This is a genomic window from Nocardia sp. NPDC047654, from assembly GCF_043205035.1.
Classification (GTDB): domain Bacteria; phylum Actinomycetota; class Actinomycetes; order Mycobacteriales; family Mycobacteriaceae; genus Nocardia.
Genome location: NZ_JBIDDF010000010.1, coordinates 47,006 through 67,719 on the forward strand (window position 1 = coordinate 47,006; position 20,714 = coordinate 67,719).

Genomic DNA, 20,714 nt, shown 5'->3' on the forward strand with positions numbered 1-20,714 from the left:
GATCACCCGACCGGGGTGCGAATAGTTTGCTGGGACGATGGTGGGCATGATCCGTGTGTTGCTCGCCCGCTGGACCGTAGTGGTACCGCTACTGGCCGTCCTCGCCCTCGCGGCCACCTGGGGCCGCGGTCTGCCCGGTGTCGCGGTGACGATCGTGGCGGTGGCGTTGATCGGGGCGGTGCTCGCGGCGGTGCACCACGCGGAGGTTGTCGCGCGCCGCGTCGGTGAACCGTTCGGCTCGCTGGTGTTGGCCGTCGCGGTGACCGTGATCGAAGTCGCGCTCATCCTCACCCTGATGGGCCAAGGCGGTGACAAGACCGCGACTCTGGCCCGCGACACGGTCTTCGCCGCGGCGATGATCACCTGCAACGGGATCTTCGGTCTCTGCCTGCTGGTGGGCGCGTTGCGGCGGCGGGTGGCGGTGTTCAACGCGGAAGGCACCGGTGCGGCGCTGGCCACCGTGGCGACGCTGGCCACGCTCAGTCTCGTGCTGCCGACCTTCACCACGAGCAAGCCGGGTCCTGAGTTCTCACCCGCGCAGCTTGCCTTCGCCGCGGTGGCCTCGCTCGCGTTGTACGGCTTGTTCGTGCTCGTGCAGACGGTGCGTCATCCGGACGACTTCCTGCCGGTCGAGGTGGGCGGCACCGTCGCCGACGACGACGAGCACATCGAGTCGCCCAGCGTGCGCACCGCGCTCGTCGCCCTGGCTCTGCTGCTGGTCGCCCTCATCTGCGTGGTGGGGCTGGCGAAGGTGGTCTCGCCCGCCGTCGAGTCGGCGGTGGAGTCGGCGGGACTGCCGCAGTCGGCGGTCGGCGTGGTGATCGCGTTGCTGGTGCTGCTGCCCGAGACGCTCGCCGCGATCCGGGCCGCGCGCCGCGACCAGGTGCAGATCGGTCTCAATCTGGCCCTGGGTTCGGCCATGGCGAGCATCGGCCTGACCATCCCGGCGATCGCGGTGGCGAGCATCTGGCTGGACGGCCCCTTGGTGCTCGGTCTCGGCGCGACCCAGATGGTGCTGCTGGCACTGACCGTCGTCGTCGGCGGCCTGACGATCGTCCCCGGACGCGCGACCCTCCTCCAAGGGGGAGTCCACCTGGCAGTGTTCGCGGCTTTCGTCGGCCTGGCCGCCAGCCCCTAGCGCCGGTTCTCGCGGCCTGCGCACTCGGGGGCCGCAGCGGTCAGCGGGGGTGCTGCGCGGCGTATCTGGCGCGTTCCCGCGCTTCCCGCTGGGCTTGTCGCGGGTTCTTCAGATCGGCGGGCAACCCGTGCTTCGCGAGCCGGTGCGCGCGGTTCATCGGCATGAAGGCGACGGTGTAGAACAGGGCCAGCAACAGCGCCAGCAGGACCATCGCGCCGCGCAGCCACAGTTCGCCGGGAAACAGCAGGAACACCGCGAACAGCGGTGTGAACGGCACCAGCCCGCGCAGGACGTGCCGGGTGGCGGCGAACCTGCCGGTCAGGTCGTCGCGCACCCACTCGCGCATCGAATCGGGAAGGCGGCGTCCGAAGGCGTAGCCGATCCACTGGATCGGGTGAGGCCGTCGTCGTTCGCGTGTCATCAACGGGCTCCTCGGTTCGGGGACGGGGCGTCGGGCTCCGCGAGCGCCGACCGGCGGGCCGCCTCGTTCACCCGGGTGAGGGCGTCGCGCAGCTGCTCGAGGTCGGCCATGGTCACGCCGAGGCGCTGCACGACGGCGGGCGGGATCTGCTCGGCCTTCGCGCGCAGCGCGGCTCCGTCCGAGGTCAGGTTCACCACCAGGTTCCGCTCGTCCCGGCTGTCCCGTTCGCGACTGATCAGCCCGGCCGCTTCCAGGCGCTTGAGCAGCGGGGACAGCGTCGGAGAGTCGAGCTGGACCGCCTCGGCGATCGCTTTGACCGACATCGGCGCCGCACCCCACAGCGCGAGCATCACCAGATACTGCGGGTGGGTCAGGCCGAGCGGCTCCAGCAGCGGCCGGTAGACGGCAAGCACGGCACGATTGGCCACCGCCAGCGCGAAGCACACCTGGCGGTCCAAGCGCAGCGGATCGTCGATCTCGGGCTCCATCGGTCCTCCTTGTCCGCGCTCCAAGTTAGCGCATTAATAGTTAGTGCGTTAATCAATGTGTGCGACATCTCGGCGCGAGATCCCGGCTCCGGGGCCGCCGCTGGATACCGTGAGATCCATGCACTATGGACGCGGAGCGGATCCGCGTATCCAGGAACTGGACGCGGTTCGTGGCTTCGCGCTGTGCGGCATCCTGGTGGTGAATATCTGGCGGATCACCGACATGACGGCCACGGATGAATCGGGCGTGCTGATACCGATCCGGCACGTGCTGTCGGTGGTGTTCGAGGGACGGTTCTTCCCGATCTTCTCGTTCCTGTTCGGAATCGGCTTCGCATTACTGCTGGACAATGCCGCGGAGCGCGGCGAGCGCCCCCGGTTGGTCTTGATCCGCCGCTTGCTGGCGCTCGGGGTGTTCGGCGCGGTCCATCAGCTGTTCCAGCCGGGTGAGGCGCTGCTTCCGTACGCGCTGGCCGGGCTGGTGATCCTGCTGCCCGCCTCGGCGCTGCCGAACTGGCTGGTACTGGTGGCTGGACTCGCGGGCACGTTCGGCGTGGCGCTGGCCCTGGGCGGCGGGCTGGCCCTGGCGCCCGGGTTGTTCCTGCTGGGCCTGGCCACCGCGCGCGGCGGAATCGTGGACACCCTGGATGAGCGGGTCTGGCAGATCGGCGCCGTGTTCGCCCTCGCCCTGCCCGCCGCGATAGCGGCGGGAATGTGGGAGTACCGCACACCGTATCTGGAGCTGTGGTCCACGCCGGCCACGGCCGTGGCGGGCCTGCTGGGTGCGCTGGCCTACCTCACAGGCTTGCTGCTGTTGCTGCGCGTCGAGCCGGGTCAGGTCGCGGCGGAGGTGTTGCGGCCGCTGGGCCGCATGGCGTTGACCAATTACGTGGGCGCCACCGCGCTGATCCTGCTCGCCGCACCGCGTCTGGGTCTGTACGGCTCCGGCGACTACGCGCCGGTGCTGGGATTGGCGGTCGCGATCATCCTGCTACAGGCGGTGTTCAGTGCGGTGTGGTTGCGGTTGTTCGAATACGGTCCGCTGGAATGGGTGTGGCGGTGCGTCACCTGGTGGACGGTGGCGCCGATCCGGCGGGTGCGGATCCCGAGCCGCCCGTATTGAACTCGGCCGTCGTCGTCTTCGGGACTCGGCGCCATCCGGATTGTTCAGCGTTGCTCGTTCTCGATGCGCCGCAGGACATTCAGCATCGCCAGCACCGACTCGGCGCGGACCGTACCCTGTCGCAGCCCGTCGCGCAGCACCGGTTCCAGTGCCTCGTGCGCGGCGTTTCCCTTGAGCGCGTTGATCAATGCCAATTCGCTGCCGCGTGTCGCCGCCAGCCGGGGTTCGGTGAACGGGTCCAGGCTGGCGAGCCCGAAGTAACCGCGGAACACCTCCAGCGTCTCGTAGGAGGGGTTCACCGCCTGCCCGGTGCGCAGCTTCCAGAGGTAATTGGCGGACAGGCGCGCGCCGGTGGCGCGGTGGATGTCCGCGGCCAGGGCGCGGTGGGTGATCTGGTGCGGCCGCCCGTCGTTCCCGGTGGGCGGGTGCATTCCGTCGATGAGCGTGTTGAGCGCCCGCGTGAACGGGTGTAAGTCCTCCCCCATGGCAGCGTTGTCTCCTGTGGTTGACAGGGCATGTGGCGTAGATCATACTCGTGCGTGCTCCGCCTGTGCATGCCGTTGTGGTCGCCCCGAAGGGTGAGTGACCGCGAAGGGTTCGGCGCCCGAGAGCGGTAGCAGGTGGGGCGATCATCGTCGCTCGCCCCATCTCCTCGGCGTTGCACGGGCAGCCTGTGCGCGATGCCGGAAATCGCAGCGCCAGAAGCTTTCTCGCGCATATGCCGCGGACGCCCGATCACCCCGGATGCGGACGGGTTCGAAAGCGGCGCGGAGGACAAGGCGGACCCGCGTGTTGCCCGAGCGGGTGTGTGCGTCGTAGACGAGGGCGCCGAGGTTCGCCGCCCTTGGCGGCCAGAAGGTTTCGAGATGGTGGCGCCGGTGATCGTCACGTGGTGACGCGGGCGTGATCGCTTCACCGACGCCGACACTGTCGAATCGCTCGGTGCGCGAGGGCCTTCCGGCGCCGGTTCATCGAGGCTCGCTCGGTGTGGAGCGCCTTTGGGCGTGGCGATGCGAGGCACGGCCTGCGCATGCGTGCGCTGGGGTGTCGGCCACCGATTCGGTGGAACTCGGCGTTCGACCACGTCCGTCACCCGCTCGGTGCCGGTGAGGCAACCGGAGGATGTGTGGCCCGCGGGGGACGGTCCCGCAGGGTGCCTGCCAGGGCTTCGCGCAGGTCGGAGGTCCCGGGCAGCCGCGCGGCGGGCGAACGTCGATCAGGAGGCGGAGGCTCCGGTCTGCCGGATCGCGTCGAGAACCTCGCCGTAGGTCATCGTCGTCGAGTTCACGAGCGCGCGCTCCGACGACACGTCGATGTCGACGGAGTCGATGCCGTTGACGCCGCGCAGCGCCGATTCGATCGCCGACGCGGACTCGCGCGTAACGTTGTGCAGGGTAACTGTGTACGTCATGCAGATCGCATTGACCGATTCCCTCCGCTCAAACTTTCCGTTTTGTCGCGTTTGACTGCCGGGGGCCCGGGAATAGCGGAGTTGTCAAACGACTCGACGCAACAGGGATTGCCATGATCATCATTATCGGGCTCATCGCCTTGATCGCGGCCGTGATCGTCGGAGTTGCCGCCGTAGTTGGCAACACCGGCTCCGCTCAGCAACTGACGAGCGATTTCGCGGTATTCGACTATCACTTCCACGGTTCCACCGGAGCACTGTTCGGTTACGGAGTGACCCTCGGTGCGATCGGGATGTTCGGACTGGCCCTCGTGCTGTCCGGCGCCTGGCGGGTGACCCGCCGCGGCGTGGTCGCGCGTCGTGAACTCGCGAAGTCTCGCCGCGAGATGGCGGCGGTGCGGCGTGATCTGACGGCGGACACTTCCGCACCGGCGGCGCGGGCTCCTCAGCAGGAGCCGGCCTGGCGGCGGTGGCTGCACACCCCCCGTTCGGGTACTGCCCGGACCGATCGCGGCGCGACGGTCTCGACTACGAAACCTGTGACCGCGAAGTAATTGAGAAGAAAAGGAATACGACAATGATCATTCTCGGCCTCATCCTCTTGGTCCTGGGCTGGCTGCTCGGAATTTCGCTGCTCACCACCGCGGGCATCATCGTGCTGATCATCGGGCTCGTGCTGCTGGTGGCCGGCTCGGTGGGCCGTCCGGTGGGTGGCCGCCGCTGGTATTACTAGGGATTGCTCATGAAGTTCGAAGATCGCCTCGCGCACCGAGTGCAAGCGACCAGGGGCAGCGTGAAGAAATTCCTCGGCCGAGCGACCGGCAACCCCCGGCTGGAGGCCGAGGGACGGCGTGAGCAGGGCCGCGGCAACGTCAAGCGCGCCGCGGACAAACTGCGGGACGCTTTCAAGCGCTGACACCGCACCGCCCGCCCGTGCCGGGCGAAGGCCATCGGCCTTCGCCCGGCACGGGCGTGTTCCGAGCAGCGCCCTGCGTTCGAGTCAGATGCCGGCGACGTCGGCGAGCTGGCCGATGCCGTAGGTGACCGCCATGGCCAGCGCGCCGCCGAGCACCACCCGGATCACCGCCCGGCCACGGGAGCTACCACCCAGCCGGGCGCTGACCGACCCGGTGAGCGCGAGCGCGGCGAGCACGGCCCCGAAGGTCACCGGGATGCGGGCGGTAACCGGCGGTAGCAAGATGGCCAGCAACGGCAGCAGCGCTCCCAGCGTGAAGGCCACCGCCGAGGAGAACGCCGCCTGCCACGGATTGGTCAGTTCGGCGGGATTCAACCCCAGTTCGGCCTCCGCGTGCGCGGTGAACGCGTCGTGCGCGGTGAGTTCTTCGGCGACCTTGCGCGCCGTTTCGGGCGTCAGGCCCTTGGCCCGGTAGATCCCGGTGAGTTCGGCCAGCTCGTAGTCCGGTTCGTCGCGCAATTCCCTGCGTTCTTTCGCCAGCAGAGCCCGCTCCGAATCGCGCTGGGTGCTGACCGAGACGTATTCGCCCACCGCCATCGAGATCGCCCCCGCCGAAAGACCCGCGATGCCCGCGGTGAACAGGGCCTGGGTGTCGGTGGTCGCCGCCGCGACGCCGACGACCAGTCCCGCCGTGGACACGATGCCGTCGTTCGCGCCGAGCACCCCCGCGCGCAGCCAGTTGAGCTTGGATGCGAAGCCGTCGCCGTGCGGTTCGTGCGGATGCGCGCCGGAGGCGCCGGTCGTGCGGTCCATGAAGACGCACCTTAATCACCCCGCGGCGCGCGGGCGGGAACCACGACCCGGGCGCGGCTACGTGCGGGGCGGGCGGGGAACCGCGAGCGGATGCGGAAGCATCGCGCGGTGGATGACCTGGAGGATCAGCAGGAACAGCACCGAAAGCCCCGCGGTGGCGAAATCCCCCGCCAGCACCGCGAGTACGGCGAACGTGCCGAATACCGGAAACTCCAGCACCGCGCACCAGCGCAGGATCCGCAGCCGCCTGGCGTTGGCGCTCAGCCGCTGGACACCGTCGTCGATGATGGTCAGCGCCGTCTCGTAGCGCACCATGCCGTCGCCGACCTGGACGAACATGTGCACCGCCTGGTCGCGGCTGAGTTCGCCGAGCCAGGCCCGGTCGATCAGCCGCTTGCCCTCCTCGGCGACCTCCTTGATAACCGCGTCCATGCGGCCCCCTTCCCAGTCGATCGGAGAGTCTAGCGGCCGAATCGCGCCTTCCCAGGGGCGATTCGAGCGGGCGATGCCGTGCGGACCGCCGCCGCACCCTCAGACGACTACGAGGGCCGATCGATCTCCGAACGGTCGTCACGAACGCCGAGCCACGCGAAGTCCCGTGCCCTGGTGATCGCGACCAGCTTCTGGCGCTCGGCCGGCTGGGCTCGTTCGCGGCTCGCGCCTGTTCGGGGCCCCGCGCCACCGGACCAGCTCGGATGGAAGACCGCCGCGAAGTCGAGCCCCTTGGCGCGGTGCACCGTGCCGACCTTGACCGCGGGGTGCGGCGTCCCGTCGTAGTCCTCCAAGGGCAGCGTCGCGATGCCGACGGCGTCGAGCGCCCCGGCGAGCCGGGCGGCCTCCTGCCGCGTCCGGGTGAGTACCGCGATGTCGGACAACGGTTTCCCGCATTCGCGTATGCCGTCGACCAGCGCCGACTCCAGGTAGTGATCCGGTCCGCGCCAGATCCGCACCACGCCGTCGGGCAGGGTGACGTCGGCGTCGCGCAGCAGCACGCCGGGCGCGTCGTCGAAATCGCCGAGCTCGTTCACCGCATCGATCCCGGCGGCGTTCTCCCAGACGCGACGGCGGTTGCGGTAATTGACCCGCAGGACCTCGCCGCGGCCGCGTAGGTCGATGCCCGCGTCGGCCATGCGCCAGCCCCCGGCGTACACCTGCTGCTGGCCGTCGCCCACCAGCAGCAGCGGGCTCGACCCGTCGCCGCCCGCGATGGCGTGGGCCAGCCGCAGGCCGGCCAGCGTCATGTCCTGCACTTCGTCGACGACGACCGCGTCGTAGGGTTCGGGCAGCGGTTCGTTGCGGATCTCGGCCAGGGCGATGGCGATGACGTCGCTGTAATCGGAGATCCCTCGTTTGCGCATCTCGCTCACGTACGGGACGTAGAGCTCGTGCCACACCTCGGCACGCCGGTCCTCGTCGAGACGAATGCCATTGCGTCCATGGCGCTCCGCGCGCTGATAGACGTCGAGATCGTCTATTTCACGGCCCTTGATGACCCGGTCGATCTCCTCGCGCCAGTAGCTTTCGCGCGGCTCGATGTCCTCGAATACGGCTCTCGCCTGCTCCCAGACCCGGCCGAACACCCGGTCGGCTCCCCGCGGGTCGAGCTTCGGCGCCGCGATCCGCTGCCCGAGGAACTCCATGGCCCAGGAATGCAGGCCGGCGAACTGGACGCGCCCCTCGGTCCCCGGCGCGAGTCGCCGGAAATAGGTCTCCTGGCAGTTCGCCAGCGTCTTGACGAACGTCGTGTACAGCTGACGACCGGTGGACCGCTTCGCCTGCCTGGCCATGCGGTGCAGCGCGACCACCGTCTTGCCGGTGCCCGCGGGACCGGCGATCCGGGCGGGGCCGGTGTAGGTGCGCGAGACCAGCACCTCCTGCTCGGGATCCAGGAAGGTCATCCAGTGCTGGAACGGCATCTCCAGGGCGGCATCGCGCTGCGGCGACAGCACTTCCGACCGATCGAGCAGGGCCAGATCCGGTGGGTCCGTCACGTCCTCGATCTCGAGCAGGTCGTACTCCCGGGCCGACTGGTGGGCGACGGTGTTCGCGATGGCCTGTACCCGGGTGGGCCGTAACTGCCGGTGGCGTGCGCGGATGACCCGATCGAGCTCACCCGGCCGGGCGACGGCGAACCGGCCGTCCCCGCGCCGCCGGATCTCGCCGGGTACGAGCAGAACGATCTGCGCATCATGGGCGACGATCTTCTCGCGCCCGAACTGCAATTTGCCGAACGTCGCTTCGACATGGCGGCGGATGCCGTCGAGTTCGGCGGGGACGTCCTCGGCGAAGCGAAACGCGAAAAGCCCTGTGCGGCAGATCAGCAGCGCGTGGGCATGGTCGGCGGGCACCGGATCCCGGTGGACGAGAAGGTACCGTCCCGGCTCGGCCAGCGCCTCGGCGAAGAACGTCCGCTGGTGCGATGGGTAGCCGGGGATGCGGGTCAGCGCATCGGTGACAAGCGAAAGCCAGGTGTTCATGGAGTCCCCCTTCCGGTGCACACCTACCCCGTCTTCGACGGTAAAGACACGGCGTCGAGGAGGGAATGGGTCGAGGGCTTTCGGGGGCAACCGTTATCGAAACGGACGGATCGGACGCCGGAATGTTGTCGCCGCGTCACCCGAATGTGTTGTGCGGCTGAGTTCTTGCCCGCGCGCCGGTACGGCGCACGGCGCTGGGCGTTGTGCCCCACCATCTTCGGGCGCATCGGGTGAACGTCGCCTGCTCGGACAACCCGATCAGCGAGGCCACCTGACTCATCGGCATGTCCGTCGTGGTCAGATACCGTCGCGCCGCGTCCCTGCGAACCTCGTCCAGGATCGCGGCGAACGAGGTGTGCTCGGCGGCGAGACGTCGTTGCAGGGTGCGCGGGTGCACCATGAGAAGCCGTGCCACCGCGCCGATCTCGGGTGCGGCGGTGCCGAGCAATTGCTGCACCGCGGCGCGTACCTGCGGGGCGATCGCCGCCGCCGCGTCGCCGGACTGCGCGGCGAGGAACGCCATGGCCAGCCGGTGCAGGTTCTCGTCACCGCCGGTGAGCGGCCTGCTCGCCAGGCTGCTCGGCACCCGCAGCGCCGCGAACGGCCGCTCGACCCGCACCGGCGCGCCGAAGAACTCCTCGTAACCGGCGACCGCGGCGTCCGGCCGATAGGGCAGCTCGACCGAGCGCAGCCCGTAGCGGTCGTCCACCAAGCGCTGAATGGTGCGATGCACGAATGCCAGCCCGAGGTCGGTGCCCTGGACGGGTGTGGGAAGTCCGGGCCGCATGCCGTAGCGCAGCGCGATCACGCCGCGATCGCCATAGGGGTCGGGCTCCAGCGTCAAGCTGAGCGACCGCGCGTGCAGGAACAGGTATCGCGACGAACACTCGAGCACGTCGGCCAGCGACGCCGAATTGCGGATGGCCAGCGCCAGCGGGCCGAGCATGTCCAGGTCCTGCCGATGGGAGATCCGCAAGCCGAGGTCGGGACAGCGCAGCTGGTGCGCGGCCAGTTCCAGCACCGCCGCGACGGACTCGTCGGGCACGAGCAGGTCGTCGGCGTCGAGGGCGGCCACCGGCAGGCCGCACGCCGTGGCCAGTGCCTCGGCGTCACCACCCAGCTCGGCGACAGTCGCGCGAAAGCCGCGCAACCCCGCGGAGCGAATCACCGACATGTCGTCGAGGATCAAATACTTGTCGCGCAAAGTCAAGAAAGCGGCCGCGCTCGGCTCGCACACTGGAGACATGACCGAAGCCGCCGCAGCACCGGACCACCTCGATGTCGTGATCGTCGGCGCCGGACTATCCGGCATCGGCGCGGCCTACCGGCTGCAGACCGAGTGCCGAGGCAAGACCTACGCCATCCTGGAGGCTCGCGACACCCTGGGCGGCACCTGGGACCTGTTCAAATACCCGGGCATCCGATCGGACTCGGACATGTTCACCCTCGGCTACCCGTTCAAGCCGTGGCGTGACGCCAAGTCGATCGCCGACGGTCCGTCGATCCTGCGCTACATCACCGAGACCGCGACCGAGCACGGCATCGACCGGCACATCCGCTACCGCACCAAGGTGATCGCCGCCGACTGGGACAGCGGCGCCGCGCGCTGGACGCTGACCCTCGAGCAGCGCGACGAGTCGGGCGCCACCGAGACGCGCACGCTCACCTGTGGCTTCCTCTACGCCTGCGCCGGGTACTACGACTACGACCGGCCCTACGCGCCGGAGTTCCCCGGCATCTCGTCGTTCGCGGGCGAAGTGGTGCATCCGCAGTTCTGGCCCGAGGACTTCGACTATCGCGGCAAGCACGTCGTGGTGATCGGCAGCGGCGCCACCGCGGTCACGCTGGTCCCGGCCATGGCGGAGCAAGCGCAACTGGTGACGATGCTGCAACGGTCGCCGACCTGGATCAGCGCCGTTCCTGGCCGGGACAAAGTGGCCGACAAGATCCGCGAGCTGCTGCCGCCGCGGCCTGCGCACCGCCTGATCCGAACCAAGAACATCCTGTTCGGCATCGGCTTCTACCAGTACTGCCGGCGTCGTCCGGAAGCGGCGCGCAAGCTGCTCACCGGTCTCACCACCCGCATCCTGAAGGACGACCGGGCCGTCGCCGAGCACTTCACACCCAGCTACAACCCCTGGGACCAGCGGCTGTGCGCCGTCCCGGACGCGGATTTCTTCAAGGCGATGAAGAAGGGCAAGGCCGAGGTCGTCACCGACCACATCGACACGTTCGTGCCGGAGGGCATCCGGCTGAAGTCCGGCAGGGTGCTCGAGGCGGACGTCGTGATCACCGCTACCGGGCTGCAACTGCTGGCCTTCGGCGGCATCACGCCCAGCGTCGACGGCGCGCGGGTCGAGTTGTCCGACCAGTTCGTCTGGCAGGGAACCATGCTCACCGGCGTCCCCAATTTCGCCGTGTGCATCGGATACACCAACGCCTCGTGGACGCTGCGCGCCGATCTCACCTCTCGGTTGATCTGCAAAGTGCTCAATCACATGGACCGCAAGGGCTACGCCGCCGTGGTGCCCGAGCCGCGGGGCGAACTCGGCGAACACCCGCTGCTGGACCTGGCCTCCGGCTACATCCAGCGCTCCATCGGCGACTTCCCCCGCCAAGGCGACCGTCATCCGTGGAAGGTGCGGCAGAACTACCTGCTCGACTCGGCGACCACCCTGCGCACGGACTTGGACAAGACGCTCACCGGCACGCCGAAATCGGCGGTCCGGCCGCCGGTGCCCGTTTCCTAGCTCGGCGGAGGCGACCTATCGCGCGCGGAGGACGACGATGCCCGGGGTGGACCGCGCGTACTCGGTGAAGGGCGAGTCCACCACCTTGTCGTTGCCCGCGAGCGAGGACGCGTTGCGGAAGACCGGCCCCGCGTCGGTCGTGACGAAGATGCCGACGTGGGTGACGTCCAGGCCCGGCTGGTCGGTGTAGGCGCCGATGTAGTCGCCGGTGCGCAGCCCGTTCACGACGCTCTGGTCGACGGCCGCGCCGGGAATGTAGGTGATCGCGCGATCGACCACGGGCAGTCCCGGAAGGTAGTTGCCGCCGTCGGCTTTCGCGTTGAGGTGCTTGGTGACGGTCACCGCCGCGGGGCTCACCGCCGCCGTGACGTCGGTGGCCGCGACTCCGGTGGTGTGCGCCCAGTCGGTGAAGAAGTGTTTGCGCTGCCGGAAATCGACTCGGCCATCGGCGTAACGCGTTTCGATCAGGTTCCTGGTGAACTGGTCGCGGTCGGCGGATCTGCTGAGCGCCTCGACGTAATCGAGGTAGGTGAAGCAGTCCACCCTGCGGAAGTCGATGACCAGTTGTTCGGGCTGGGTCGCCGACCCGACCAGCATGTTCGCGCCGTAGGGCGTGCCGAGGAACGGACGCGACAGCAGCTCGATCAACTCCGCCTTGCTCGCCGAAGCGGGTGCCTGAGCGCTCAACGACAGCACTTCGTCGAGCTTGCGCGCGGTGAAATCGTCGAGCCGCACGGTGTCCGGGGCGGCGATCGCGGGCGGTGTCGACACCGCGGCGCAGACGAGGGCCGCGAGAACGAGCAGTACACGAGCGATGGTGCGCAAGACGCCTCCAGCAGCGGTGATCAGCCGATCGGGACACAACAGCGACCCCCACCGTAGCCCGGCGGCGGGCGTGCAGGGGGCGTCATCGCCTAGCGCCGTCCAAACACCCTTCCTGATGGACTGAACGCCGGGCCGCGTCGCCGCGACCCGAACGTCCAACCGAAAGGGATATCCGACATGACGAGAATCGTTCGAGCCACCCTCGCTCTCGGCGGCCTGCTCGCCGCGGGTGCGCTGCTGGTTCCGGCGACCGCCTCCGCGCAGCCGCGGCCGGGTGGACTGCTGGAGACGACGTGCAGCTTCGCCCAGCTCGACGCCGCGGTTCACGCCCAGTTCCCCGATCTCGCCGCCCGGCTCGACGCGCATCCCGACCGAAAGGCGAAGTTGCAGGAGTTCCTGAGTCTCCCGGTCGAGCAGCGCAAGCAGCGTGCCGAGGAGTTCCTGGACAAGCACCCGGAGGCCAAGGGCAGGCTCGAGGAGCGCCGCGACTCGCCGCAGGCGCAGGAGCACCGCGACAAGATGCGCGTGCTCGCCGAGACCTGTCACAACTACTGAGTCCGGACGGGCGAGGTGTCGGACTCGCCCGTACCCCTCGACTAGCCGCGCTGGGGTCGCGTCGACGTCGACGCGACCTCGGGCGGTGCGTCATCCCTGGGCGCGCGGGAATTCGACGGTGACCGCGAGACCGCCGTCCGGACGCGCCGCCGCACGGACCGTGCCCCCGTGGGCCTGCGCGACGGAGCGCACGATCGACAGGCCTAGCCCGGCGCCGCGTGCGCCGGAATCGGCCAAGCGTTCGGTGGTGGAGAGCCGGCGGAACGGTTCGAAGAGGCTCTCGACCTCGAACGCGGGGACCGGCGCACCGCTGTTCTCCACGGTGAGCACGGCGCGGTCGCCGATCGCTCGGGACCGGATCGCCACCCAGCCGTGCTCGGGGAGGTTGTAGCGCAGTGCGTTGTCCAGCAGATTGAGTACGAGGCGTTCCAGCAGCAGCGGATCTCCGAGCACAGTCGCGGATTCGAGATCGGCGGAGATCTCGGCCCCCGGCCGCGCGGCGCATGTTCCGACCGCGTCGGCCGCGATGTCGGCGACATCGATGCGACGGTGTTCGGTCAGCCGCTGTTCGCTGGTGGCCAGCACCAGAAGGCCGTCGATGAGCCGTTCGTGTCTGCGGTTGACCTCCAGCAGCGTGGCGCAGAGCCGGCGGGTGGACTCGGGAACGCCGGGATCTTCCAACGCCACCTCGATCAGCGTCCGGTTGATGGTCAGCGGTGTGCGCAGCTCGTGGGAGGCGTTCGCCACGAACCGGCGCTGTCCGTCGAAGGCCCGGTCCAGGCGCTCGAGCATCGCGTCGAACGTGTCGGCCAGATCCTTGATCTCGTCCTGCGGACCGTCGAGGGCGATGCGCTCGTGCAGGCTGGTGTCGGCGACTCGCCGCGCGGTCGCGGTGATCCGCTGCAACGGATGCAGGGCGCGTCCGGCCAGCAACCAGCCGAATCCGCCCGCCGCGATCCCCACCGCGCCGAGCGATACCAGCGACCAGACCAGCATGGCGCGCAAGGTGTCCCGCCGATTCCGCTGGGCCTGCTCGGTCAGCGCTTCGAACAACTTCGTGGAGACCGGCGCCCGGTTCCGCTCGGCTCGTTCGAGCAGATACTCCCGTACCACTTGCTGCGCGCCGCCGCCGGGCCGTCGCTCCAGCGACTGGTTCAAGTAGAAGTACATCAACGCGATGAGTGCCGCACCGGCCAGGAAGAACGCCGTCGCGTACAGCAGGGTGAGCCGCAGCCGGATCGTGCGCCCGCTCATCGGATCCGATACCCCACGCCGGGCTCGGTCTCGATCACCCGCGGCTGGCCCAGCTTCCGCCGCACGTTCATGATCGTGTACCGCACGACGCCGGTGAACGGGTCGATGTGCTCGTCCCAGGCCTTCTCCAGCAGCTGCTCGGCCGAGACCACGCCGCCGTCCGCGCGCAGCAGCTCGGCCAGCACCGCGAACTCCTTGCGCGACAGCGCGACCGGTTCGCCGTTCCTGGTGACGGAGAACCGGTGCGGGTCGAGCCGGATGCCGGAGCGTTCCAGCACCGGGGGAGCGGCGCTGCGCGCCCGGCGCCCGAGCGCCTGGATACGGGCGACCAGCTCGGCGAACGCGAACGGTTTCGTCAGGTAGTCGTCGGCGCCCAGTCCCAGACCCGCTACCCGTTCGGCCACGGCGCTCGCTGCTGTGAGCATCAGGATCCGGGCCGAGCCGCCGGACGCGGTGAGCGTGCCGCACACCGCGTCACCGGAGACGCCGGGTAGATCCCGATCGAGTACCACCACGTCGTAGTCGTTGACGCCGGTACGCTCCAGCGCCGCCGCGCCGTCATACACCACGTCGACCGCCATGGCATGTCGGCGCAGCCCGTCGGCGATCGCGTCGGCCAGCAATGTCTCGTCCTCGACAACAAGCACCCGCACCCCGTCATCGTGCCCCCTGCCGCTGTTGGTTGGCCGTTAGTTCGCCCGGGGCCGCCGGCCTGGGTAGGCTCGCGACGACCCGGCGCACCCGACTCCGCAGGAGAGACAAGTCATGGCAGGCGACTGGAACACCCAGATCATCGAAGAATTCCGCGCCAACCAGGGCAAGGTCGGCGGCCCCTTCGAGGGCCGCGAGCTGCTGCTGCTCACCAGCATCGGCGCCAAATCCGGTCTTCCGCGCACCAATCCGCTCGCGTTCATTCGCGACGGCGACGACATCGTGGTCATCGCCTCCAAAGCGGGCGCTCCGACCAATCCGGACTGGTTTCACAACGTGCGCGTCAATCCGACGGTCACCCTCGAGATCGGCACCGAAACGCTCGAGGCGACGGCGGCTCCGATCACCGAAGGGCCGGAGCGCGATCGCCTCTACGCCGCGATGGTCGAGGTGATGCCCGGCTTCGCCGAGTACCAGGAGAAGACCGACCGGGTGATTCCGGTCGTCAAGCTGACGCCGCGCTGAGCGGAGCCGGTGCGCGGTTCGATCAATCGCGGCGGGCGATGGCGGCAGCGGCCCGAGCCGCCCGGGGAACGTGATGGTTCGAAGCCGCGTTCCGACAGCGCCGCAGCAGCCGGAAGCGTGATCATCCCGCGCCCACCGAGGACAGCAGCATCGGCAGGGCGTTGCGCATCTGGATCTTCCAGGCGTCCCAGTTGTGGCCTTGGGCGGGGACGTAGCGTTCGTCCACCTGCGCCCCGAGTTGTTGCAGACGGTCCACGAAGCGATAGTTCTGTTCGTAGGCGGCGGATTCCACGGGATCGGCCTTGCCGTAGGAGACGAACAGGGGGATGCCGGTGAGGTCGGCGGCCCGGCTGTAGGGGTTGTTGGCCAGCCAGATATCGCGGTTGACGGTGTAGTCGCCCCAGACCCGTTCCCAGTCGGCGCCGCAGCCACCGCCGGGCTTGTCCGGTTCGCCGGGGGCCCCGGAGTCGTGCAGCGGATCGACGTTGCCACTGAAGGAAGCGGCCGAGGCGAACCAACCCCGATGCGCGGCGGCGAATTTCATGGCGCCGAGGCCGCCCATCGAGTTGCCCGCGATGGCGCGGGTCCTACCGGCGCGGTAGCCGGTCTCCAGCAAGGTGCGCACGTCGTCCAGCAGGTAGCTCTCCCATGCGGGCGGACCGCCGTGATTGTCGTTGTACCAATTGGAATACGCGCTGCACCAGCTGGTTTCGGGCAATACGAAGATCGCTTGGCTGCCCGTGGTGAGCGCTTCGAGATCGCCTTTGTCGGTCCAGGACTTGTGGTCGTCGAACCCGCCGTGCAGCACCCACACGGTCGGCCAGGTCCGGGTGGCGTCCTTGGACCAGCCCGGCGGCAGCAGCAGCCGAACCACTTTCACCGACCAGTCCGGACCCTCCAGGTTGGGTGAGGATACGCCGATGTCGAGGATGCGGTCGCTGACCCGGGTCTCCCAGCGCACCGTCGGCGCCGCGTACGCCGGGTGCACGGACAGGAATGGCACGGTGAGGCCCGCGACGACGGTGGCGATGGCAAGCACTATCCGGATCAGACGACTCAACGGTCGAACCTTTCGCTCTGCGGGGGTATAGAAACATTCACTCCCGCAGCCGAATCTAGAGCACCGGCGCTTCCACGAATAGTATTGTTCGCAAAAATTCGGCGCAGCGTGCGCGATCCGGCGGAGCACTGCGGTGCTCGCCGGTTCACGCCGCGCGGAGAGGTCAGCCTGCCGTGATCCCGGTGATCAGCGTTTGATCGGTTCCGGTACGGGTGGTGATGAACTGGGTGAAGGTGTTCGGCTCTTCGTCCGGGAACTGCTGTGTCAACCGGACTTGCCACCGCGCTTGGCCGTCCGGACCGTCCCCGGCCCGGGAGATCTCGACACAGTAGCGGGTGCCCGCAGGCACTTGGTTGATGCCGCGCTGGATCTGATCGGCGGGCGAGACCGCCGCGTCGGGGGCCACCACCGCGCGGGCCCGGTACCCGGACCGTTCGGCGTAATAGGCGTACTCGAAGGCGAAGATCGCGTCGGGGCCGTTGCCGGTGCCGCCCGGATCGGTGCCGGAAACGACGTCGGCGGTGCGCTTCTGCTCACATCCCAGCGTGGCGATCGCCCACGGGGGCTTGACGCGTGAGGTGGATACCGAGGTGGTCGGCGCGGGCCCGGCCGCGCGCGGTGGCGACGTCGCCGCCACTTTGCGCGAATTCGCGTCGGACCCGTAGATCATGGCCAGGCCTATGGAGATGGTGGCGACCACGATGCCGAGCACGATCAAGACCGTCAGTGAGCGGTTGCCGCGCTGTTGATCGGTGCGCCGCGGATGGCGCACCGGGGTGCCGGGATGGATACCGGAGCGATTGACGATCCCGGGTGTCGTGACGGGGCCGTCCTCGGACTCGACCGGCTCCGGCTCCGCGGGCGCGGGGCGCTGCTGCGCGGCCACCGGTTGCGGCACTCGCGCGGCCGGTGGCGCGGGTTCGAGCCATTGCTCCCACTCGCCGAGGCGCGGACGGACACTGTGCCGTTCCGGCGGGCGCGGCGGTTCCGCGGCCTCGTACTCCGGCTCCCGTCGACGAATCTGCTTGCGGCGTCCGGGTGAACGCCGTCGCTTCGACGGCTTGCTCGGGGGAATGCGCAGCATCGGCAGACCCGTGTCGAACGGATTGGCCTGGCCCGCGTCCTGACTGGGATGTTCCCGGTCAGGGGGTGTCATCGTCGAATTCGCCCAGCACCGGTACGACCGCTGTCACAGCGGACGGGATGGTCACGCCGAGCTGTCCGTCGCGCGGCTTGTGCTCGTGGTCCTCGCCGCCCGGCGGAGGAGCAGGCGGCAGCACCATGCCGCCGGTCGGGCCGGGATGAACGGGGCGGTCCGGGCTGCCCGCGGGCGTCGGCGGCGTGGCGTCGCCCGGCGGTGCGACCGCGGGCGCCGGCTTGCTTTCCGGCTTCGGCACGTCCGCCCGCCCGGCGGGCGCGGAGTTGCCGGGCGGGATCACCGAACCGGGGCCGGTGGACGACGGTTTGTGCTCCTGCGACCCGCCGAAGTCGAACAGCTTCGAGGAATTCTTCGAGTCGTCGCCATTCGTGCCGGAGGTACCGGAGTTGGTGGTCGAGCCCGGGTTGATCAGTTCCGGGATCGCCTTGTCCGCGGCGGCCGCGACGGTGTCGATGCCGTGGATGCCGACTTCGGCGATCTTGTCGATGATGTGCGTGCCGATGTCGACGCCCGCGTTGATGGCCGTGGTGCCGAGGTCCACCCCCGCGGAGATCAGCTGCTGCTGCAACTGGAGCTGCGCGGCCATGGCCGGATCCATGGGCGTCGTGGTGGCGGGCGTCGTGGCGCCGGGTGTGGTGGCGCCGGGTACGACCTGCCCGGAGTTGCCGGGGTAGACGGCCTGTCCCTGTCCGTGGGAGACGCCGGACGGTGCGGTGACCGTGAGCGGTCCCATCTCGTCGAGTCTCCTGGTGTGGTCGTCCATTTCGGTGCGCGCGGCCGTCACGGTGGTGAGCGCGTCGCGCAGCGCCTGGGTGGCGCGCGCGATGACCGCGTCGGTCTCCGGCGCGGAGGTCGAGTTGTCCAGGATCTCCCGTGCGTCGCGCCGGAAGTCGGCGATGATCTGGTCGACCTGCCGCGCCGCCCGCCCCGAGGTGGCGTGCGCGTCGGCGAGGACGGACAGGTAGGCGGGCCCCCGATCGGAGATGTCCCCGATCTGGGTCTGCGTCGTGCGCATCGCGGGTACCGCGCTGTCGGCGGCGCGGGAAGTCCAGGTGGACTCCAGCGCGTGCAGGCCTTCGCGGTGCGGGCCCTCGGTGTCCGCCACCTGGGTGGAGGCGGCCGAGAGCGCCCCGGTCGCGGCCGCGCTCGGCACCCCGACGCCGGTGCCGAGCGAGGAGCGCAGCGTCAGCAACGGGCGGACCAGCGCGGCCACGATCGGCGGGTCGGCCCCCGGTTCGGTGCTCGACGGCCGGGTGGTCTCGGCGGCGGGCTGAGTGGCGTGCGAGCGTTTCCGCAGCCCCATAAGGCTTCTCATGCCAGTGCCTCCCCGGAACGGGTGATCGCGCCCGCCGTTTCGGCGTCGACCTCCTGCGCGTTCTCGCTGTAACCGCGCAGGACCCGGCCGTAGGCGCCGACCAGTTGTCCGGCGGTCGACAACGCTTCCGCGTGTTCGGATACGGCCGCCGAGAAGCGCGCCGCGAATTCCGCGCCCACGAGACCGAGATCGGCGGCCAGCCGGTCGGGATCCACCGCGCCGGAGGCGACCGCGGCCGCCGACGCCAATTGTTTCGACACCGCGTCCGCAATCGCGGTGTAGGCGGCCATCGCCGCCGGGTCGAGCTTGAGCGTGTCCACTGTTCCCCTCCCGGATCCCAGTCTGTCGCTACCGCGCCATGATTCACCGCCAAGGGTACTGTGCCGGAGCGCTGTCATGCGCCCGATCCTCGGTGGTCCGTTTCGCGTAGCTGCCACCCTTCCGCGTGTCCGGCGCGCGGCGCGGCGCGGCCGCGGTCCCGCCGCCTCTGCGGGCATGGGCCCTGGCGTCGGCCGACGTCCCTGTTCACGCCCTTCGTCTCACCGGCCGCATCGGCGTCCACCTGAGCAAACGCGCGCGTGTCGAGATTGTTATTCGGAACAACAAATTAGCTGTTGTGCGCTCCGTCACAGTCCAATATGTTGCTGTGAACAACATTCGTTCCACTCCGACCGGCGGGGACCTCGTCCCGGCCGGTGATGAAAGGCCCACTCATGCGCAAGGGCATGTTCAGCGCTGCCGTGTTGTCGTTCGCGCTCCTGGCCGCCACGCTCACCGCGTGCGGCGACGATTCCGCGAATTCCGGCGGCAGAACGCAGATCGGCGTGATCCTCCCGGACAGCAAGACCTCCGCCCGTTGGGAGACGGCGGACCGCAAGTACTTACAGCAGGCGTTCGAGGCCGCGGGCGTCCAGGCCGATATCCAGAACGCCCAGGGCGACAAGAACGCCTTCCAGACCATCGCGGACCAGATGATCACCAACGGCGCCACGGTCCTGGTGATGACCAACCTGGACAGCGGCACCGGCAAAGCGGTGATCCAGAAGGCGAAGTCGCAGGGCGTCACCGTGATCGACTACGACCGGCTCACTCTCGGCGGCGGCGCTCAGTACTACGTCTCCTTCGACAACGTGAAGGTCGGCAGCCTGCTCGGCGAGGGCGTCGCGCAGTGCCTGACCGACCGCAACGCGGTGCGTCCGGTGGTCGCGTATCTCAACGGCGGACCGACCGACAACAACGCCACGCTGTTGAAGACCGGCTACGACGGAGTGCTGAAGGCCCGGTTCGACGCGGGCCAGTACGTCAAGGGGCCCGATCAGGCCGTCCCGGAATGGGACAACACGAAGGCGGGCACCATCTTCGAACAGATGCTTACCGGTCGGCCGGACATCGGGGGTGTTGTCGCGGCCAACGACGGCTTGGCCAACGCCGCGATCGCGGTGCTGAAGAAACAGAAGCTCAATGGGCAGGTGCCGGTCAGCGGGCAGGACGCCACGGTCCAGGGCCTGCAGAACGTCCTGGCGGGCGACCAGTGCATGACCGTCTACAAGGCGATCCAGAAGGAGGCCGAGGCGACCGCGAAACTCGCGGTGGCCCTGGTGAAGGGAGAGCAGGGCAGCACCAACGGCGCGGTGCGCGACCCGGAGTCGAACACCGACGTGCCGTCGGTGCTGCTGGAGCCCAAGCCGATCTACCCGCGCGACGTCAAGGACGTGGTGGCCGACGGTTACGTCTCCAAGGCCGAGCTGTGCACCGGTGAGTTCGCCGAACTCTGCGCGAACAACGGGATCTGATATCGCACGCCCCTTCCGCGGTTCGATGAGGGGATTGCGG

Annotated in this window: 24 protein-coding genes; 9 read left to right on the top strand and 15 right to left on the bottom strand. The window is 69.1% G+C overall.

The window, feature by feature from the left end; genetic code table 11:
* The first annotated feature begins 46 nt into the window (after window positions 1–46).
* A complete protein-coding gene (locus ACGF7Y_RS23465; RefSeq protein WP_393236709.1) occupies window positions 47–1,138 on the top strand; it encodes a calcium:proton antiporter in 1,092 nt (363 codons plus the stop codon).
* Between the two features lie 40 nt (window positions 1,139–1,178).
* Here the strand turns inward: ACGF7Y_RS23465 and ACGF7Y_RS23470 are convergent, their stop codons facing one another.
* Both ACGF7Y_RS23470 and ACGF7Y_RS23475 read right to left on the bottom strand, forming a co-directional pair.
* Window positions 1,179–1,559, bottom strand: a complete 381-nt coding sequence (locus ACGF7Y_RS23470; protein WP_393236710.1) for a DUF5313 family protein — start codon at window positions 1,557–1,559, stop codon at window positions 1,179–1,181.
* A complete protein-coding gene (locus ACGF7Y_RS23475; protein WP_393236711.1) occupies window positions 1,559–2,047 on the bottom strand; it encodes a MarR family winged helix-turn-helix transcriptional regulator in 489 nt (162 codons plus the stop codon). The genes ACGF7Y_RS23470 and ACGF7Y_RS23475 overlap by 1 nt, the downstream gene beginning before the upstream one ends.
* A 118-nt stretch (window positions 2,048–2,165) precedes the next feature.
* On the opposite strand from ACGF7Y_RS23475, the gene ACGF7Y_RS23480 reads away from it, so the two are divergent.
* Window positions 2,166–3,170, top strand: coding sequence for a DUF418 domain-containing protein (locus ACGF7Y_RS23480; protein WP_393236712.1), 1,005 nt, complete (start codon window positions 2,166–2,168; stop codon window positions 3,168–3,170).
* 44 nt (window positions 3,171–3,214) lie between these two features.
* Here the strand turns inward: ACGF7Y_RS23480 and ACGF7Y_RS23485 are convergent, their stop codons facing one another.
* Complete coding sequence (locus ACGF7Y_RS23485; RefSeq protein ID WP_157172669.1) at window positions 3,215–3,655, bottom strand: hypothetical protein; 441 nt, start codon at window positions 3,653–3,655, stop codon at window positions 3,215–3,217.
* Window positions 3,656–4,386: 731 nt separating this feature from the next.
* Complete coding sequence (locus tag ACGF7Y_RS23490) at window positions 4,387–4,581, bottom strand: heavy-metal-associated domain-containing protein (protein WP_062971665.1); 195 nt, start codon at window positions 4,579–4,581, stop codon at window positions 4,387–4,389.
* 113 nt (window positions 4,582–4,694) lie between these two features.
* Here ACGF7Y_RS23490 and ACGF7Y_RS23495 point away from each other — a divergent pair, with 113 nt between their 5' ends.
* Genes ACGF7Y_RS23495 through ACGF7Y_RS23505 form a run of 3 tightly spaced genes read left to right on the top strand, consistent with a single transcriptional unit; the run spans window position 4,695 to window position 5,497 of the window.
* Window positions 4,695–5,135 carry a hypothetical protein gene (locus tag ACGF7Y_RS23495; RefSeq protein ID WP_393236713.1) on the top strand — a complete coding sequence of 147 codons (441 nt, stop codon included), beginning with the start codon at window positions 4,695–4,697 and terminating at the stop codon, window positions 5,133–5,135.
* Between the two features lie 23 nt (window positions 5,136–5,158).
* On the top strand, window positions 5,159–5,314 hold the full coding sequence (locus tag ACGF7Y_RS23500) for a DUF6131 family protein (protein WP_085994835.1): 156 nt from the start codon (window positions 5,159–5,161) through the stop codon (window positions 5,312–5,314).
* A 9-nt stretch (window positions 5,315–5,323) separates the two neighbouring features.
* Complete coding sequence (locus ACGF7Y_RS23505) at window positions 5,324–5,497, top strand: CsbD family protein (RefSeq protein ID WP_084498963.1); 174 nt, start codon at window positions 5,324–5,326, stop codon at window positions 5,495–5,497.
* Window positions 5,498–5,581: 84 nt separating this feature from the next.
* Here the strand turns inward: ACGF7Y_RS23505 and ACGF7Y_RS23510 are convergent, their stop codons facing one another.
* The 4 genes from ACGF7Y_RS23510 to ACGF7Y_RS23525 all read right to left on the bottom strand — a co-directional run bounded on the left by ACGF7Y_RS23510 (window position 5,582) and on the right by ACGF7Y_RS23525 (window position 9,961).
* Complete coding sequence (locus tag ACGF7Y_RS23510; RefSeq protein ID WP_393236714.1) at window positions 5,582–6,310, bottom strand: VIT family protein; 729 nt, start codon at window positions 6,308–6,310, stop codon at window positions 5,582–5,584.
* A 57-nt stretch (window positions 6,311–6,367) separates the two neighbouring features.
* Window positions 6,368–6,742 carry a hypothetical protein gene (locus ACGF7Y_RS23515; protein ID WP_393236715.1) on the bottom strand — a complete coding sequence of 125 codons (375 nt, stop codon included), beginning with the start codon at window positions 6,740–6,742 and terminating at the stop codon, window positions 6,368–6,370.
* Window positions 6,743–6,849: 107 nt separating this feature from the next.
* On the bottom strand, window positions 6,850–8,787 hold the full coding sequence (locus ACGF7Y_RS23520) for a UvrD-helicase domain-containing protein (RefSeq protein ID WP_393236716.1): 1,938 nt from the start codon (window positions 8,785–8,787) through the stop codon (window positions 6,850–6,852).
* Window positions 8,788–8,923: 136 nt separating this feature from the next.
* Window positions 8,924–9,961 carry an AraC family transcriptional regulator gene (locus ACGF7Y_RS23525; protein ID WP_393236717.1) on the bottom strand — a complete coding sequence of 346 codons (1,038 nt, stop codon included), beginning with the start codon at window positions 9,959–9,961 and terminating at the stop codon, window positions 8,924–8,926.
* A 70-nt stretch (window positions 9,962–10,031) separates the two neighbouring features.
* On the opposite strand from ACGF7Y_RS23525, the gene ACGF7Y_RS23530 reads away from it, so the two are divergent.
* Entirely contained in the window at window positions 10,032–11,537 is a 1,506-nt protein-coding gene (locus ACGF7Y_RS23530) for a flavin-containing monooxygenase (protein ID WP_393236718.1), read from the top strand.
* A 15-nt stretch (window positions 11,538–11,552) separates the two neighbouring features.
* On the opposite strand, the gene ACGF7Y_RS23535 is transcribed toward ACGF7Y_RS23530, so the two are convergent.
* Entirely contained in the window at window positions 11,553–12,362 is an 810-nt protein-coding gene (locus tag ACGF7Y_RS23535; protein ID WP_393236719.1) for a DUF1460 domain-containing protein, read from the bottom strand.
* 177 nt (window positions 12,363–12,539) lie between these two features.
* Between ACGF7Y_RS23535 and ACGF7Y_RS23540 the strand changes: the two genes are divergently transcribed.
* Complete coding sequence (locus ACGF7Y_RS23540; protein WP_393236720.1) at window positions 12,540–12,917, top strand: hemophore-related protein; 378 nt, start codon at window positions 12,540–12,542, stop codon at window positions 12,915–12,917.
* Window positions 12,918–13,007: 90 nt separating this feature from the next.
* Here the strand turns inward: ACGF7Y_RS23540 and ACGF7Y_RS23545 are convergent, their stop codons facing one another.
* Window positions 13,008–14,171 (bottom strand): sensor histidine kinase, encoded by a 1,164-nt coding sequence (locus tag ACGF7Y_RS23545; RefSeq protein WP_393236721.1) that lies wholly within the window; start codon window positions 14,169–14,171, stop codon window positions 13,008–13,010.
* Window positions 14,168–14,824, bottom strand: a complete 657-nt coding sequence (locus ACGF7Y_RS23550; RefSeq protein WP_393236722.1) for a response regulator transcription factor — start codon at window positions 14,822–14,824, stop codon at window positions 14,168–14,170. Before ACGF7Y_RS23550 ends, ACGF7Y_RS23545 begins: the two co-directional genes overlap by 4 nt.
* 112 nt (window positions 14,825–14,936) lie before the next feature.
* Between ACGF7Y_RS23550 and ACGF7Y_RS23555 the strand changes: the two genes are divergently transcribed.
* Entirely contained in the window at window positions 14,937–15,347 is a 411-nt protein-coding gene (locus ACGF7Y_RS23555; RefSeq protein WP_393236723.1) for a nitroreductase family deazaflavin-dependent oxidoreductase, read from the top strand.
* Window positions 15,348–15,468: 121 nt separating this feature from the next.
* On the opposite strand, the gene ACGF7Y_RS23560 is transcribed toward ACGF7Y_RS23555, so the two are convergent.
* From ACGF7Y_RS23560 to ACGF7Y_RS23575, 4 genes are all read right to left on the bottom strand, one after another.
* Complete coding sequence (locus ACGF7Y_RS23560; RefSeq protein WP_393236724.1) at window positions 15,469–16,407, bottom strand: alpha/beta hydrolase; 939 nt, start codon at window positions 16,405–16,407, stop codon at window positions 15,469–15,471.
* 163 nt (window positions 16,408–16,570) lie between these two features.
* A complete protein-coding gene (locus ACGF7Y_RS23565; protein WP_393236725.1) occupies window positions 16,571–17,563 on the bottom strand; it encodes a hypothetical protein in 993 nt (330 codons plus the stop codon).
* On the bottom strand, window positions 17,550–18,881 hold the full coding sequence (locus ACGF7Y_RS23570; RefSeq protein WP_393236726.1) for a hypothetical protein: 1,332 nt from the start codon (window positions 18,879–18,881) through the stop codon (window positions 17,550–17,552). The genes ACGF7Y_RS23565 and ACGF7Y_RS23570 overlap by 14 nt, the downstream gene beginning before the upstream one ends.
* Window positions 18,878–19,201: a hypothetical protein gene (locus ACGF7Y_RS23575; protein WP_393236727.1), complete on the bottom strand. Its 324-nt coding sequence runs from the start codon at window positions 19,199–19,201 to the stop codon at window positions 18,878–18,880. The genes ACGF7Y_RS23570 and ACGF7Y_RS23575 overlap by 4 nt, the downstream gene beginning before the upstream one ends.
* A 378-nt stretch (window positions 19,202–19,579) precedes the next feature.
* Between ACGF7Y_RS23575 and ACGF7Y_RS23580 the strand changes: the two genes are divergently transcribed.
* Window positions 19,580–20,674 (top strand): sugar ABC transporter substrate-binding protein, encoded by a 1,095-nt coding sequence (locus tag ACGF7Y_RS23580; protein ID WP_393236728.1) that lies wholly within the window; start codon window positions 19,580–19,582, stop codon window positions 20,672–20,674.
* Window positions 20,675–20,714: the final 40 nt, after the last annotated feature.